This is a genomic window from Pseudomonas sp. LBUM1643, assembly GCF_059716215.1.
In genome coordinates, this window is the sequence record NZ_CP166813.1 from 5,382,814 (window position 1) to 5,396,900 (window position 14,087).

General features: G+C 56.9%; 15 protein-coding genes and 1 other RNA gene. 6 read left to right on the plus strand and 10 right to left on the minus strand.

Annotated features, from left to right (window positions below):
- Nucleotides 1–351: 351 nt before the first annotated feature.
- Together rnpB and rsmI are read right to left on the minus strand one after the other, a co-directional pair.
- Nucleotides 352–705, minus strand: an RNA gene (rnpB, locus tag ACA063_RS24230) — RNase P RNA component class A.
- Nucleotides 706–780: 75 nt separating this feature from the next.
- A complete protein-coding gene (rsmI, locus tag ACA063_RS24235) occupies nt 781–1,686 on the minus strand; it encodes a 16S rRNA (cytidine(1402)-2'-O)-methyltransferase (RefSeq protein ID WP_497663661.1) in 906 nt (301 codons plus the stop codon).
- A 176-nt stretch (nt 1,687–1,862) separates the two neighbouring features.
- On the opposite strand from rsmI, the gene ACA063_RS24240 reads away from it, so the two are divergent.
- The 4 genes from ACA063_RS24240 to ACA063_RS24255 all read left to right on the plus strand — a co-directional run bounded on the left by ACA063_RS24240 (nt 1,863) and on the right by ACA063_RS24255 (nt 5,309).
- Nucleotides 1,863–3,674, plus strand: coding sequence for a penicillin-binding protein activator (locus tag ACA063_RS24240; protein ID WP_497663662.1), 1,812 nt, complete (start codon nt 1,863–1,865; stop codon nt 3,672–3,674).
- Entirely contained in the window at nt 3,674–4,036 is a 363-nt protein-coding gene (locus ACA063_RS24245; protein WP_497663663.1) for a YraN family protein, read from the plus strand. The genes ACA063_RS24240 and ACA063_RS24245 overlap by 1 nt, the downstream gene beginning before the upstream one ends.
- A gap of 104 nt (nt 4,037–4,140) precedes the next feature.
- Nucleotides 4,141–4,734, plus strand: coding sequence for a phosphoheptose isomerase (locus ACA063_RS24250; protein ID WP_162437226.1), 594 nt, complete (start codon nt 4,141–4,143; stop codon nt 4,732–4,734).
- Nucleotides 4,731–5,309 (plus strand): BON domain-containing protein, encoded by a 579-nt coding sequence (locus ACA063_RS24255; protein WP_497663664.1) that lies wholly within the window; start codon nt 4,731–4,733, stop codon nt 5,307–5,309. The genes ACA063_RS24250 and ACA063_RS24255 overlap by 4 nt, the downstream gene beginning before the upstream one ends.
- 182 nt (nt 5,310–5,491) lie before the next feature.
- On the opposite strand, the gene ACA063_RS24260 is transcribed toward ACA063_RS24255, so the two are convergent.
- The 7 genes from ACA063_RS24260 to rplM form a co-directional block, all read right to left on the minus strand.
- Nucleotides 5,492–5,905 (minus strand): ClpXP protease specificity-enhancing factor, encoded by a 414-nt coding sequence (locus ACA063_RS24260; protein WP_162437224.1) that lies wholly within the window; start codon nt 5,903–5,905, stop codon nt 5,492–5,494.
- A gap of 16 nt (nt 5,906–5,921) precedes the next feature.
- Nucleotides 5,922–6,539 carry a glutathione S-transferase N-terminal domain-containing protein gene (locus ACA063_RS24265; RefSeq protein WP_497663665.1) on the minus strand — a complete coding sequence of 206 codons (618 nt, stop codon included), beginning with the start codon at nt 6,537–6,539 and terminating at the stop codon, nt 5,922–5,924.
- 150 nt (nt 6,540–6,689) lie between these two features.
- The gene (locus ACA063_RS24270) at nt 6,690–7,472 is read right to left on the minus strand and encodes a cytochrome c1 (RefSeq protein ID WP_497663666.1); all 783 of its coding nucleotides are present in this window, start codon (nt 7,470–7,472) and stop codon (nt 6,690–6,692) included.
- A complete protein-coding gene (locus ACA063_RS24275; protein ID WP_497663667.1) occupies nt 7,472–8,683 on the minus strand; it encodes a cytochrome b in 1,212 nt (403 codons plus the stop codon). Before ACA063_RS24275 ends, ACA063_RS24270 begins: the two co-directional genes overlap by 1 nt.
- Nucleotides 8,683–9,276 (minus strand): ubiquinol-cytochrome c reductase iron-sulfur subunit, encoded by a 594-nt coding sequence (gene petA, locus ACA063_RS24280; RefSeq protein ID WP_007905300.1) that lies wholly within the window; start codon nt 9,274–9,276, stop codon nt 8,683–8,685. Before petA ends, ACA063_RS24275 begins: the two co-directional genes overlap by 1 nt.
- Before the next feature lie 268 nt (nt 9,277–9,544).
- On the minus strand, nt 9,545–9,937 hold the full coding sequence (gene rpsI / locus ACA063_RS24285) for a 30S ribosomal protein S9 (RefSeq protein ID WP_002555064.1): 393 nt from the start codon (nt 9,935–9,937) through the stop codon (nt 9,545–9,547).
- 14 nt (nt 9,938–9,951) lie between these two features.
- Nucleotides 9,952–10,380, minus strand: a complete 429-nt coding sequence (gene rplM, locus ACA063_RS24290) for a 50S ribosomal protein L13 (RefSeq protein ID WP_007905295.1) — start codon at nt 10,378–10,380, stop codon at nt 9,952–9,954.
- A gap of 245 nt (nt 10,381–10,625) precedes the next feature.
- On the opposite strand from rplM, the gene ACA063_RS24295 reads away from it, so the two are divergent.
- Nucleotides 10,626–11,666, plus strand: coding sequence for an NADP(H)-dependent aldo-keto reductase (locus tag ACA063_RS24295; RefSeq protein WP_497663668.1), 1,041 nt, complete (start codon nt 10,626–10,628; stop codon nt 11,664–11,666).
- 104 nt (nt 11,667–11,770) lie between these two features.
- Here ACA063_RS24295 and ACA063_RS24300 read toward each other — a convergent pair whose 3' ends face one another.
- The gene (locus ACA063_RS24300; RefSeq protein WP_194692704.1) at nt 11,771–12,907 is read right to left on the minus strand and encodes an acyl-CoA dehydrogenase family protein; all 1,137 of its coding nucleotides are present in this window, start codon (nt 12,905–12,907) and stop codon (nt 11,771–11,773) included.
- Nucleotides 12,908–13,126: 219 nt separating this feature from the next.
- Here ACA063_RS24300 and ACA063_RS24305 point away from each other — a divergent pair, with 219 nt between their 5' ends.
- Nucleotides 13,127–14,047: a GlxA family transcriptional regulator gene (locus ACA063_RS24305; protein WP_497666582.1), complete on the plus strand. Its 921-nt coding sequence runs from the start codon at nt 13,127–13,129 to the stop codon at nt 14,045–14,047.
- The last annotated feature ends 40 nt before the right edge of the window (nt 14,048–14,087 follow it).

The window sequence follows — 14,087 nt, forward strand, 5'->3', positions numbered from 1 at the left end:
CACCGTCAAGGCGCGCAGTAAAGGAAAAGCCTTACAGAACTGTGATTTAGGAGCCTAAAAGGAGGGGTAACGAGAATCTGACGCGTAATCTTGCGCAATAACTTGATTCAGCACTGATGGCTGCGCTCGGAAGTTAAAGTAGTTTGTTAAGAGTAAGATTTTTTTGGTATTACGAAAGTGCTTCAGCTGATGATTCTGGAAGGAGGTAAATCGGTGCAGCGAGGAGTTTATTAGAATGCCATCAATGCAGGCCAATCAATATCACTCAGCCCTTCCAGCGGTCAATCGACAGGAAGGTTAAAAGCTACTGCCTGCGCCCTGTTCAAAGCCTCAAACAGGGAGGGGAAAAAGGTGGAGAGTCGATCTGTAAGCCGGGTTCTGTCTTGAACAGTCATTCGTCTACGATGGCCATCACTGGACATCTTTAGCAACCTACCCGGTCCCAGCGCGGGCCACGCCTTGGGACCCTATTTGGTCTTGCTCCAAGTGGGGTTTACCTAGCCACGAACTGTTGCCAGTCGTGCGGTGCGCTCTTACCGCACCTTTTCACCCTTACCGGCGCCGAAGCGCTTAGGCGGTTATTTTCTGTGGCACTTTCCGTAGGCTCACGCCTCCCAGGCATTACCTGGCACTTCGCCCTATGGAGCCCGGACTTTCCTCCCCCCCCTAATTTTCATAGAGGGCAGCGACTGTCCAATCGACTCTCCGCCGCGAAGGTTAACGGCAGAGCGTCCGAAGAACAAGCGCTAAAAGCCTTCAGCCATGCCTTCGCGTCGGGTTTTACTCGCCCTTCTGTTTATCCAGCGCAACTTGATAGAGCACATTCTTGCGTTCACCGGTAATTTGCGCTGCCAGTGCCGCGGCTCGCTTGAGAGGCATTTCCTCCAGCAACAAATTGAGAATACGCATTGCCTCACTGCTGACCGCGTCTTCTGTTTCCGGCGCTGTCCAGCCTGCCACCAGCACCACGCATTCACCGCGCTGTTGATTGCTGTCCGACTCGACAAATGCCCGCAGCTCGGACAACGGCAAACCTTTGAGGGTCTCGAACGTTTTAGTCAGCTCGCGCGCCAGCAATGCCGGGCGCTCGGGACCGAACACCAACTCCATGTCCTGCAGGCATTCCAGGATACGGTGCGGAGCTTCGTAGAAAATCAGCGTACGCGGCTCTTCCTTTACCAGCTCCAGACGAGCGCGCCGACCAACGGCCTTGGCTGGCAGAAAACCTTCGAAGATGAACCGGTCCGACGGCAAGCCCGCCGCCGACAGCGCGGCAATCAATGCACAAGCACCCGGAACCGGTACCACGTTGATTCCGGCGGCACGCGCCTGGCGCACCAGGTGATAGCCCGGATCGGAAATCAGTGGCGTCCCGGCATCGGAGATCAGCGCGACGTCGTCACCGGCAAGCAAACGGGTAATAAAGCGGCTACCTTCATCCCGCTCGTTGTGTTCATGACAGGCCGCCAGCGGCGTAGGAATGCCGAAGTGCTGCATCAATCGCTGGGAATGGCGGGTGTCTTCAGCGGCGATCAACGCAACGTCACGCAGGATTTTCAGCGCGCGCGCACTGATGTCGTCCAGGTTGCCGATGGGCGTCGCCACCACATAAAGCGAGCCAGCAGCGGAATTCAAAGCACCTGGAGCAGTCAAAGCGCACACCTCATGATCGTTAAAAGGCGACATTGTAGCGCGTAGATCTGTTTCCGATACGCGCAAGCAACCTGGGGTTTTTCATGCCTTTTGACCGCACAGCAACATTTACACGAGCTAAATTGATCGATTCACACCAGTAACATCGCGCCCCGGCCAGTGCTTGGGTACAATTCCACGCTAATTTGATCGAGTATCAGGAACACTACATGATCGCTTGCCTGCGGCTGTTCACTGCCCTCTGCCTTGCTGCCTTGCTGGCGGCTTGCGCCAGCTCGCCCTCCTCCAGCCTTGGCGAACTTCCACGGACCCCGGACGCCAGTATCGAGCAACTGCTCGAGCAGGCGACTCAAAGCAAAGACCCGGAAAAAGCTGCGTTGCTGCGCCTGAGCGCCGCAGACCTGGCCTTCCGCCAAGGGAATGCCGGCCAATCCGCGCAAATCCTGCAGCAAGTGCCTGTCGAACAACTCAAGCCAGGCCAACAGGTTTTCGCGAGCACACTGGCAGCTGAACTGGCCATGGCGCGCAATCAGCCGAAAGCCGCCTTGACCGCGCTGAGCCATCCGAGCCTGCAACGACTGAGCGAACTGCCTGTCGAGCAGCAGGTCCGCACCGGCACCGTTCACGCCCGCGCACTTGAAGCCGATGGCCAAACCCTGGCTGCTGCGAAGGAGCGAATCTTTATCGCCCCGATGCTCGAAGGTGAAGCTGCCAGCAAAAACCACGAAGCGATCTGGACCCTGATCGCCTCACTGCCAACCGATCAACTGCAGCCCACCACCACCGACGACCTTGGCGGCTGGATGAGTCTGGCCCTCGCCGTGAAAACCGCGGGCACCCTGGAGCAACAGCAAGCCGCGATCGACAACTGGCGCGCGCAGAATCCCAAGCATCCGGCGGCCATTCAATTGCCGCTGCCACTGACCAGGCTCAAGGAGCTGGCCAGCCAGCCGCTGAGCAAGATCGCCCTGCTGCTGCCACAAGACGGACCACTGGCTTCGGTCGGCAAAGCACTGCGCGAAGGTTTCATGGCCGCTCACTACCAGGCTCAACAAGCCGGGCAGAAGCCACCGGCCATCGAGTTCTACGACAGCTCGCGCCTGACGTCTCTGGATGAGTTCTACCGCAAGGCTCAGGCAGATGGCGTGCAACTGGTCATCGGCCCGCTGGAGAAGCCTCTGGTCAAACAGCTCAGCACTCGCCCGCAATTGCCTATCACCACACTGGCTCTGAACTACAGCGAGGGCGCACCAGGCCCGGCCCAACTGTTCCAGTTCGGTCTTGCCGCTGAAGATGAAGCCCGTGAAGTCTCTCGCCGCGCTCGCGCCGATGGCCTGCATCGCGCCGCCATCATGGTGCCGAAAGGCGAATGGGGCGACCGTGTGTTGAAAGCGTTCAGCCAGGATTGGCAAGCCAATGGCGGCAGCATTGTTGCTACCGAGCGCGTTGATCAGCCGGTGCAACTGGCTCAGCAAATTGCCGACATGTTCCAGCTCCGCCAGAGCGAAGGTCGCGCCAAGAGCCTGCAAAGCACCGTTGGCTCGCAGGTTGCCGCCCAGCCTTCGCGTCGCCAGGACATCGAGTTCATCTTCCTGGCCGCTACCCCCCAGCAAGCTCAGCAGATCAAACCGACCCTGAACTTCCAATACGCAGGTGACGTGCCGGTTTACGCCACTTCCCACGTATTCAGTGCCAGCGGTGATGTTAATCAGTACAACGACATGAATGGCGTCCGGTTCTGCGAAACGCCATGGCTGCTGGACGTCAACGATCCGTTGCGCAAACAAGTCACTGCTCAATGGCCACAAGCTGCTGGCAGCTTGGGTCGCCTCTACGCAATGGGCGCGGATGCCTACCGTTTGGCGCCTCGTCTCGGCCAGCTGAAGGCTTTGCCGGACAGCCGTATCGAGGGTGAATCCGGTAGCCTGGGCATGACCCAGAACCAACGGGTTGAACGTCAGTTGCCGTGGGCACAGTTCGTCAATGGCCAGGTTCAACGCCTGCCGGACACCCCACGCTGATGCCCGACAGGTCACGCCAGCAAAGCGGACAAGATGCCGAGCGCCATGCGCTCGAGCATCTTCAGCAACACGGTCTGCGCCTGGTGGCGCAGAACTGGTTGTGTAAACGCGGCGAGCTTGATCTGGTCATGCTTGATGGCGATACAGTAGTATTCGTCGAAGTCCGTTACAGAAAAAACACTCAATGGGGTGGCGCGCTCGCTAGCATCGATGGGCGCAAACGGCAGAAACTGATTTTTGCCGCGCAGTATTTTCTTCAGCGCGAGTCGCGCTGGGCCAATTTCCCTTGCCGTTTCGACGTGGTTGCCATCGACAGCAACCTCGATCAGCTCAACTGGTTGCAAAATGCCTTCGACAGCTGATTGCTTATGCGCTGAACCGGACACTTTCACCCAACACTTTTGCTCTTTGCTTTGCGGGCTGCACATTCCTGTGCCAAGTAGCCGCGCTAATTAAGGTCACACAGATGGACATGCAATCCCGAATTCGCCAGCTTTTTCAGGCCAGTATCGACACCAAGCAAATGGCGATGGACGTACTTGCACCGCACATCGAGCAAGCCAGCCAGGTCATGGTCAACGCCCTGCTTAACGAAGGGAAAATGCTGTCCTGCGGCAATGGCGGCTCTGCTGGCGATGCCCAGCATTTTTCGTCGGAACTGCTCAACCGTTTCGAGCGTGAACGTCCAAGCCTGCCCGCCATTGCGCTGACCACCGACACGTCGACGATCACCTCGATCGCCAATGACTACAGCTACAACGAAATCTTCTCCAAGCAGATCCGCGCACTCGGCCAACCGGGCGATGTGTTGCTGGCGATTTCAACCAGCGGCAACTCGGCGAACATTATTCAAGCGATCCAGGCCGCACATGATCGCGAAATGATTGTCGTAGCAATGACGGGTCGCGATGGCGGCGGCATGGCGTCACTGCTTTTGCCCGAGGACGTTGAGATCCGGGTACCGGCCAACGTCACCGCACGTATTCAGGAAGTCCACCTGCTGGCGATCCATTGCCTATGCGACTTGATCGACAGCCAACTGTTCGGGAGTGAAGAATGACCCCTAATCGCCTAGGCCTACTGGCCTTGACCCTATGCCTCGGCATCAGCGGCTGCACCTCGGTGGTAAACGCCAGCCGGGAAGCGCCGATTGAAGACGACCGCGGCACCCGCACCTTCGGCAGTAAAATTGACGATTCCCTGATCGAAACCAAGGTCGGCGTGAACATCGCCAAGGCCGATCCTGCACTGGATAACGACTCACACATCGTCGTCACCAGCTTCAACGGCGTTGTACTGCTCGCCGGCCAGACGCCGCGCGAAGACCTCAAAGCCAAGGCCGAGCAGGCAGCATCTGCCGTCCAGCGCGTGAAGAAAGTCCATAACGAACTGCAAGTCCTGCCGCCTTCCGGCTTCCTTGCACGCCAGAACGATGCCTGGCTGACCTCCAAGATCAAGACCCAGATGCTCACCGACTCGAACATCCCGGGTTCGCGCATCAAGGTTATAACCGAGAACGGTATCGTCTATCTGCTGGGCCTTCTGACCAAGCAGGAAGCGACGCAGGCGACCAATCTGGTGCAGGGCGTTTCTGGCGTGCAGAAGATTGTGAAGTTGTTTGAGTACATCGACTGACACCTACTCACTTGCGATGGCGTCCCTGGATCTCCATCGACCTGTAGGAGCTGTCGAGTGAAACGAGGCTGCGATCTTTTGATCTTTAAAAGCAACATCAAAAGATCGCAGCCTTCGGCAGCTCCTACGTTTGAAAGTGGTGAAGTAATAAAAAAGGCGATCCGAGAGGATCGCCTTTTTTATTACTTCACCACTTTCAAACTGGGTCGACCGCTTGGACGCGGCGGCTCGGTGTCGGGTGGCGGAATATCATCATCCAGCTCGATCTCTTCCTCGTCTTCCATGGGCGATTCCAGATCGAACACCATGCCCTGACCGTTCTCCCGGGCGTAAATGCCCAGGATCGATGCGATAGGCACGTACAAGGTGTGCGGAACGCCACCGAAGCGCCCTTCGAAGCTGACCGCTTCGTTATCCATGTGCAAATGACGCACAGCTGCCGGCGATACGTTCAGGACAATTTGTCCGTCACTGGCAAAACCCTGAGGCACCTGTACCGACGGATACTCGGAATTGACCAGCATGTGCGGGGTGCAATCGTTATCCACAATCCACTCATAGAGCGCGCGGACCAGATAAGGTCGACTGGAGTTCATAGCGGCTCCTTAAGCCTTAGCGCATATCGCGTTCGACACCAGACAGACTCGCCTGGAAAGCCTCACGCGCAAACGAGCGCTCCATATAATCAAGCAGCGGCTTGGCTGGCCGCGGCAGTTCAATACCCAAAATCGGCAAACGCCAGAGTATTGGTAGTAGGCAGCAATCCACCAGACTTTGTTCCTCACTGAGGAAAAACGGCTTGTCAGCGAACAACGGCGACACGCCGCTCAGGCTTTCTCGAAGCTCTTTACGAGCGACGACACGGGCTGCTTCTTTGCTCCGCGAATCCAGAATCAGATCCACCAGGCCACACCAGTCACGCTGGATACGATGTATCAGCAGACGGCTGTTCGCACGCGCCACTGGATAAACCGGCAGTAGCGGCGGATGCGGGTAACGCTCATCCAGATATTCCATCACCACGGTCGACTCCCACAGCGCCAGGTCACGATCGACCAGGGTGGGCAGACTTCCGTAAGGGTTCACTTCAATCAGTTTAGGCGGCTGGCGACCAGCTTCCACATAAATGATCTCTGCGCTGACACCCTTCTCTGCAAGTACGATACGTACCCGGTGGGAATAGTGGTCGGCGGGGTCGGAGTAACAGGCCAACCGATTGGTCACGCCCATGGCGGTCCTCCTCGCTTGTTGAAATTTCGAAAGCGGAAAAACGAGCGCGCCCAGAGGGCGTCTCCCCGTAACGCCTGGATAACCAGATCCGTTACACCTTTAGAGACGCCCTTGGGCGCGCGCGATTAACAGCAATTGCTTAAAGCGTTATCAGTGCACGTCTTTCCAGTATTCGCGTTTGAGCAGGTAAGCGAATACGAAGAAGAACGCCAGGTACAGCAATACATACGTACCGATGCGCTGATGTTGCAGCTTAACCGGGTTAGCCGAGTAAGCGAGGAAGGTTACCAGATTCTTCACCTTCTCATCGAACTGCTCTTCAGTCAGCGTTCCGCTTTTCGGCACGATGGTCAGCTGATCGCACGCTTCATGAGTCAGCGGCGTACCGGTCAGCGGATCATATTGCTTCTTGCCGTCTTCGACGATCTGGACCTGTTTGCAGCCCACGACCTGACGACCTTGCAGACCGACCAGAACGTTTGGCATCCCTACGTTAGGAAATACCTTGTTGTTCACACCCCATGGACGGGCAGGGTCTTCGTAGAAAGACGTCAGGTAGCCATAGAGCCAGTCCGTACCACGAACGCGAGCAACCAGGGTCAGGTCAGGCGGTGCCGCACCAAACCAGGTCTTCGCGTCAGCCGGCTGCATGCCGATGTTCATGTGGTCGCCGATCTTGGCGCCAGTGAGCACCAGGTTCGAGAGCATCAGGTCATGCGGAATGCCGAGGTCGTCGGCAACACGCTCGTAACGCTGGAACTTGGCGCTGTGGCAACCCATGCAGTAGTTGGCGAACGTACGTGCGCCATCTTGCATTGCAGCCTTGTCGGAAACGTCGATATCGACTTTTTCCAGATCGGGACCACCGTGTTCAGCCGCAAAAGACAGCACTGGCAGAGCAGCAAGAATCAGTACAGCAAATAGCTTTTTCATCAGCCAGTCACCCTTTCCGGAACCGGTTTTGTCTTCTCGAGCCTGGTGTAGAACGGCATCAGAATGAAGTAGGCGAAGTACAGGAAGGTGCATACCTGCGACAGCAGCGTACGACCTGGCGTTGGAGCGAGTACGCCCAACACGCCCAGGATCACGAACGAGATGCAGAACACCCACAGCCAGATCTTGCTCAGCCAGCCCTTGTAACGCATCGACTTGACCGGACTACGGTCGAGCCACGGCAGGACGAACAGCACAGCGATCGCCGCACCCATGGCAATGACACCCAGGAGCTTGTCGGGAATCGCCCGCAAAATTGCGTAGAACGGCGTGAAGTACCAGACGGGTGCAATGTGCTCAGGTGTCTTGAACGCGTTCGCCTGTTCAAAGTTCGGCTTCTCGAGGAAGTAGCCGCCCATTTCCGGGAAGAAGAATACGATCGAGCAGAAGATGAACAGGAACACCACAACGCCGACGATATCTTTCACGGTGTAGTACGGGTGGAAAGCAATGCCATCCAGCGGTACGCCGTTTTCGTCTTTGTACTTCTTGATGTCCACGCCGTCCGGGTTGTTCGAGCCGACTTCATGCAGCGCCAGCACGTGCAACACCACCAGACCGAGAATCACGATTGGCAAGGCGACGACGTGCAAGGCAAAGAAGCGGTTCAGGGTAATACCGGAAATCAGGTAGTCACCACGGATCCACTGAGTCAGGTCGTCACCGATGACCGGAATCGCACCGAACAGCGAGATGATTACCTGGGCGCCCCAGTACGACATCTGGCCCCAAGGCAGCAAGTAGCCCATGAAGGCCTCTGCCATCAGCGCCAGGTAGATCAGCATGCCGAAGACCCACACCAGCTCACGCGGCTTCTGATACGAGCCGTAGAGCAAGCCACGGAACATGTGCAGATAGACCACGATGAAAAACGCCGAAGCGCCGGTGGAGTGCAGCAGACGCAGGATCGAGCCGTACTCGACGTCGCGCATGATGTATTCGACGGAGGCAAACGCTTCTTCCGCCGACGGGGTGTAGCTCATGGTCAGCCAGACACCGGTGACGATCTGGTTGACCAGAACGAGCAGCGCGAGGGAACCAAAGAAATAGAAGAAGTTAAAGTTCTTCGGGGCGTAGTACTTGCTGAGATGGTCTTCCCACATTTTGGTTGCGGGGAAGCGCGCATCAACCCAATCCATGAACTTGCTCATCACGCTTTCTCCGTATCGACGCCAATGACAATGATGTCATCGGTCTCATAGGAATGCGGGGGAACTGGCAGGTTCAAAGGCGCAGGTTGCGACTTGTAGACGCGGCCAGCCAGATCGTAGTGGGAACCGTGGCAAGGGCAGAAATAACCACCCACCCAATCCTTGCCCAGATCCGCAGGTGCCACTTCCGGACGGAAAGTCGGCGAGCAACCCAGGTGCGTGCAAATACCGATCAGCAGCAGAACCTCTGGCTTGATCGAACGCGTTTCCGGGTCGACATAAGTCGGTTGTGTCGAGTTCTTGGAGGTCGGGTCAGACAGCTGGCCCTCGATCTTTTTCAGATTCCCCAGGATTTCCTCGGTACGGCGGACGATGAATACCGGCTGACCGCGCCACTCAGCAATCATCTGCTGGCCTGGCTCGATTTTGCTGACATTCACTTTCACCGGTGCACCTGCGGCTTTCGCCTTGGCACTGGGAAACCATGACCCCACGAACGGGACCGCAGCCCCCACCGCTCCTGCAGCACCCACCACGGATGTGGCTGCTACCAAGAAGCGACGCCGGCCTGCATTCACGCCGTCATTGCTCATTCAGTCCTCTCCCATCAGCTTTGTGGCCTGTTAAATCAGGCATCTACTAAGTAAATCTATGTACTTATAAAAATTTTGCCGAATGGTAATGAAAAGCCCCAATTCTGACAAGGTAATTACCCAAGGGCTCCACTGCCAAGCCTTGCAGTATAGGGGCTCTGCGCGTGTGGCAAGTTGTCACAGCGCAATTATTCAAGAATTCGCGCCCATAAAAAAACGCCCAGCTCCGTGAGGAAACTGGGCGTTCTTTTTTGAACGTAGAAGCGAATTAACGCTTCGAGTACTGCGGACGCTTACGCGCTTTACGCAGACCAACTTTCTTACGTTCAACTTCACGAGCATCGCGAGTAACGAAGCCAGCTTTGCGCAGAGCGCCACGCAGGGTTTCGTCGTACTGCATCAGTGCGCGAGTGATACCGTGGCGGATTGCGCCAGCTTGACCACTTACACCACCGCCGATCACGGTGACGTAGATGTCGAACTTCTCGACAGTCTCAGTCAATTCCAGCGGCTGACGAACTACCATGCGGGCAGTTTCGCGGCCGAAGAAATTATCCAGCGAACGGTTGTTGATGGAGATGTTACCAGTACCCGGACGCAGGAAAACGCGTGCGGTTGCGGTCTTGCGACGGCCAGTGCCGTAATTTTGAGTCGCCGACATAATGAACTATTCCGTTAAAACTTCAGTTCTTGGGGCTGCTGAGCAGTATGAGGGTGTACAGCGCCCGCATAGACTTTCAGCTTACGATACATGTCGCGACCCAGCGGGTTCTTAGGCAGCATGCCTTTGACCGCGGTCTCGATCACGCGCTCAGGGGCTTTAGCGATCAGCTTTTCGAAGTTGATCGACTTGATGCCGCCCGGGAAACCGGAGTGGGAGTAGTAGATTTTGTCGGTGGTTTTAGCACCGGTTACACGAATCTGCTCGGCATTGATAACGACGATGTAATCGCCGGTGTCAACGTGAGGAGTGTACTCAGCTTTATGCTTGCCACGCAGACGGCTCGCGATTTCGGTGGCCAGACGACCCAGGGTCTGACCTGCAGCGTCGACGACAAACCAGTCGCGCTGTACTGTTTCCGGTTTAGCAGTAAAAGTTTTCATTCTTTATAGCCTCAGGGGCCGCCCTGTAAATTAGACGGCGGATCTTACTGAATAGTGCGTACTTTGACAAGTCAAAGGCAGCCGGATACAGACGCTTTCGGGGGCTCGGGTCGGCGCGTCCGTTCAACGGCAAGATTCTTCGGCGGCGGCGCATCACTTCCACTGCAGAAAGAGGTGCGCAATTATGCAGATTGCGAAAAATAATTCAACCTGCTTTTATGATTGTTTTTCCAAAGGAGCACCCGATGGACTATCGCCAGCTAGGCCGAACCAATCTGAACGTGAGCGCCATCTGCCTCGGAACCATGACCTGGGGCGAGCAAAACAGTGAAGCTGAAGCCTTCGCACAGATCGAACGGGCCAAGGGTGCGGGGATCAATTTCATCGACACCGCCGAGATGTATCCGGTGCCGCCCAAGGCTGAAACCTACGCCACTACCGAGCGCTACATCGGTAATTACTTCAAAAGTCGCGGTGATCGTGCAGACTGGATCCTGGCCAGCAAGATAGCCGGCCCCGGCAACACCATCGATTACATCCGTGATGGGAACCTGCGACACAACCGCCAGCACATCACCGAAGCCGTCGACGCCAGCCTCCAGCGCCTGCAAACCGACTACATCGACCTGTATCAGTTGCACTGGCCGGAGCGCAGTACCAATTTCTTCGGACAGCTCGGCTACAAACACAAGAGCGAAGCCAACCTGACGCCGCTGGAAGACACCCTCGAAGCACTGGACGAACAGGTCAAGGCTGGCAAGATCCGTCACATCGGCCTGTCCAATGAAACGCCATGGGGCACCATGCGTTTCCTCGCCCTGGCCGAAGCCCGTGGCTGGCCGCGTGCCGTATCGATCCAGAACCCCTACAACCTGCTCAACCGCAGCTTCGAAGTGGGCCTGGCAGAAATCGCCATCCGCGAACAATGCGGCCTGCTCGCCTATTCGCCGCTGGCGTTCGGCTTTCTGTCAGGTAAATACGAAGGTGGCGCGCGTCCGCCGAAAGGTCGTCTGAGCCTGTACAGCCGCTTCACACGCTACTTCAATCCGCAGTCGGAAGCTGCGTGCAGCCGATATGTTGCACTCGCTCGCGAGCACGGTCTGGACCCGGCGCAGATGGCGTTGGCGTTCGTGACCCAGCAGCCATTCGTGACCAGCAACATCATTGGCGCGACGACGATGGAACAGCTAGAGAGCAACATCGCGAGCTTCTATTTGAAACTGTCCGATGAGGTGCTGGAGGGCATCGAGGCGATTCATAGGGATCATCCGAATCCTGCGCCTTGATTGATTCTTGAAAAGCTTCGCGAGCAGGCTCACTCCTACAGGGGAATGCACTCCAAATGTGGGAGTGAGCCTGCTCGCGATAGCGGTTTGCAAATCACCAGGAATCAAAGCGACCGCGCAATAATCTCCTTCATGATTTCATTGGTCCCCGCATAAATCCGCTGCACCCTCGCATCCGCCCACGCCCGGGCCACCGGGTATTCCCACATGTACCCGTAGCCACCATGCAGTTGCACGCATTCGTCGAGCACCTTGCACTGCAGGTCCGTACCCCAATACTTCGCCATCGCCGCTGTCGGCACGTCCAGCTTGCCTTGCAGGTGCAGTTCCAGACAGCGATCGACGAAGACCCGGCCAATCTGGATTTCGGTCGCCATCTCCGCCAACTTGAAGCGGGTGTTCTGGAAATCTGCCACCGCCTTGCCGAACGCCTTGCGTTCGCGGGTGTATTCGAGCGTCCATTGCAGCGCGGCTTCAGCCGACGCAAGGCCGCCAATGGCAACGGTGAGCCGCTCCTGAGGTAGCTCCTGCATCAGATAGGCAAAGCCCATCCCCGCCTGACCCAGCAGATTCTCCTTGGGCACCCGGACGTCCTGGAAGAACAGTTCCGAGGTGTCCTGAGCCTTCATGCCGACCTTTTCCAGACGCTTGCCCTTATCGAAACCTGGTGTGTTGGCTTCGACCAGAAACAGACTGGTACCTTTCGCCCCGGCTTTCGGATCGGTCTTGGCCACGACAATCACCAGGTCGGCCAGAAACCCGTTGGTGATGAACGTCTTCGAACCGTTGATCACATACTCATCGCCGTCCAGCACAGCGGTGGTCTTGACCCCTTGCAGATCGGAGCCGGCGCCTGGCTCGGTCATCGCGATGGCGGTGACCATCTCACCCGACACCAGTTTCGGCAGGTATTTGTGTTTCAGCGCTTCACTGCCGTAATGCAGGATATAAGGCGCAACAATGTCCGAATGAAGAGAAAAACCTATTCCGGTAAGCCCGAGCCGACCCACTTCTTCGATCACCACGGTGCTGTACAAAAAATCCGCCCCCAGGCCTCCGTACTCTTCCGGCAGATGGGAACACAACATCCCCGCCTCCCCTGCCTTGTTCCAGAGTTTGCGGTCGATGTACCCCTGTTTTTCCCATTGCCCATGAAACGGCACCGCTTCTTTTTCGAGGAACGTTCGCACGCTGTCGCGAAAGAGTTCGTGCTCGGAGCTGAACAAGGTTCTGGGGATCATGCGGCACCTGTCGTTTTTGTTAGAAGGATGTAGCTCAAGAGACTAAGCCCCGCTTCCGATACAGGACACTGGACACATCAGACAAAAAATAAGACGATCCAGCCGTCTCGTGACCACTTTCCCCTATAAGAATAAAGTTGAATTATGTCTAACCGAGCCTCCACGCCTTTACGGCGCGTCTGCATCCTGGCGATCGACCGGGTTTTCGCTTCCACCCTCATGCAAGCAAAGGATTTTTTCCACCTCGCCAGCCTGCGTTACGGCAAACAGCTTGGCCACGGCCTGGTCCCGGCGTTCGAAACCCGCCTGGTCAGCCCCGATGGCAAACCGGTAAACAGCTTCAGCGATGTGATCATGCCGGTCGATGGCGGTCTGGAAAACGCCGACATCATCGTCCTTCCTGCTTTCTGGGACGATTTCGACACCCTTTGCCAACGTTACCCACAAGTGCTGCCCTGGCTGCGTCAGCAACATGCCCGCGGTGCCGTCCTGTGTGGCGAGGCCACTGGCGTGTTCTGGCTCGCCGAAGCCGGTCTGCTCGACGGCAAGGAAGCGACCACTTACTGGCGTTTCTTCAATGCCTTCGCCGAGCGCTTCCCGAAAGTTCAGCTCAATCAGGACAAGCACCTCACCGACGCCGACAACCTGTATTGCGCAGGCGGCACCACCTCGGCCTGCGACCTTTACATCTACCTCATAGAACGCTTCTGCGGCGCCAACGTGTCGCAAGCCGTGGCCCGCGACATCCTCTATGAAGTGCAGCGCAGCTACTCCCCCGGACGAATCGGTTTCGGCGGGCAAAAGCTGCACCAGGACGTGATCATCCTGCAGATCCAGCATTGGCTCGAAGAACATTTCGCCGACAAATTCCGCTTCGAAGACGTCGCTCGCGAACACGGCATGAGCATCCGCAATTTCATGCGCCGCTTCCAGACCGCCACTGGCGACAAACCGCTGCATTACTTGCAGCGCCTGCGCATCGAAACCGCCAAGGGATTGCTCTCCGCCAGTCGCAAAAGCATCAAGACCATCAGTTATGAGGTGGGTTACGACGATGCGAGCTTCTTTGCGCGGTTGTTTCGCCAGCACACGGAACTGTCGCCAAACCAGTATCGGCAGCAGTTCCAGCAGGCGGCATAAACCATTACCCCCCTGTAGGAGCACAGCTTGCTGGCGATGA

Bases quoted from the DNA above. Each gene is read 5' to 3' on its own strand.
- rsmI (WP_497663661.1), bottom strand. From the start codon at position 1,686: ATGTCGCCTTTTAACGATCATGAGGTGTGCGCTTTGACTGCTCCAGGT.
- ACA063_RS24240 (WP_497663662.1), top strand. From the start codon at position 1,863: ATGATCGCTTGCCTGCGGCTGTTCACTGCCCTCTGCCTTGCTGCCTTG.
- ACA063_RS24245 (WP_497663663.1), top strand. From the start codon at position 3,674: ATGCCCGACAGGTCACGCCAGCAAAGCGGACAAGATGCCGAGCGCCAT.
- ACA063_RS24250 (WP_162437226.1), top strand. From the start codon at position 4,141: ATGGACATGCAATCCCGAATTCGCCAGCTTTTTCAGGCCAGTATCGAC.
- ACA063_RS24255 (WP_497663664.1), top strand. From the start codon at position 4,731: ATGACCCCTAATCGCCTAGGCCTACTGGCCTTGACCCTATGCCTCGGC.
- ACA063_RS24260 (WP_162437224.1), bottom strand. From the start codon at position 5,905: ATGAACTCCAGTCGACCTTATCTGGTCCGCGCGCTCTATGAGTGGATT.
- ACA063_RS24265 (WP_497663665.1), bottom strand. From the start codon at position 6,539: ATGGGCGTGACCAATCGGTTGGCCTGTTACTCCGACCCCGCCGACCAC.
- ACA063_RS24270 (WP_497663666.1), bottom strand. From the start codon at position 7,472: ATGAAAAAGCTATTTGCTGTACTGATTCTTGCTGCTCTGCCAGTGCTG.
- ACA063_RS24275 (WP_497663667.1), bottom strand. From the start codon at position 8,683: ATGAGCAAGTTCATGGATTGGGTTGATGCGCGCTTCCCCGCAACCAAA.
- petA (WP_007905300.1), bottom strand. From the start codon at position 9,276: ATGAGCAATGACGGCGTGAATGCAGGCCGGCGTCGCTTCTTGGTAGCA.
- rpsI (WP_002555064.1), bottom strand. From the start codon at position 9,937: ATGTCGGCGACTCAAAATTACGGCACTGGCCGTCGCAAGACCGCAACC.
- rplM (WP_007905295.1), bottom strand. From the start codon at position 10,380: ATGAAAACTTTTACTGCTAAACCGGAAACAGTACAGCGCGACTGGTTT.
- ACA063_RS24295 (WP_497663668.1), top strand. From the start codon at position 10,626: ATGGACTATCGCCAGCTAGGCCGAACCAATCTGAACGTGAGCGCCATC.
- ACA063_RS24300 (WP_194692704.1), bottom strand. From the start codon at position 12,907: ATGATCCCCAGAACCTTGTTCAGCTCCGAGCACGAACTCTTTCGCGAC.
- ACA063_RS24305 (WP_497666582.1), top strand. From the start codon at position 13,127: ATGCAAGCAAAGGATTTTTTCCACCTCGCCAGCCTGCGTTACGGCAAA.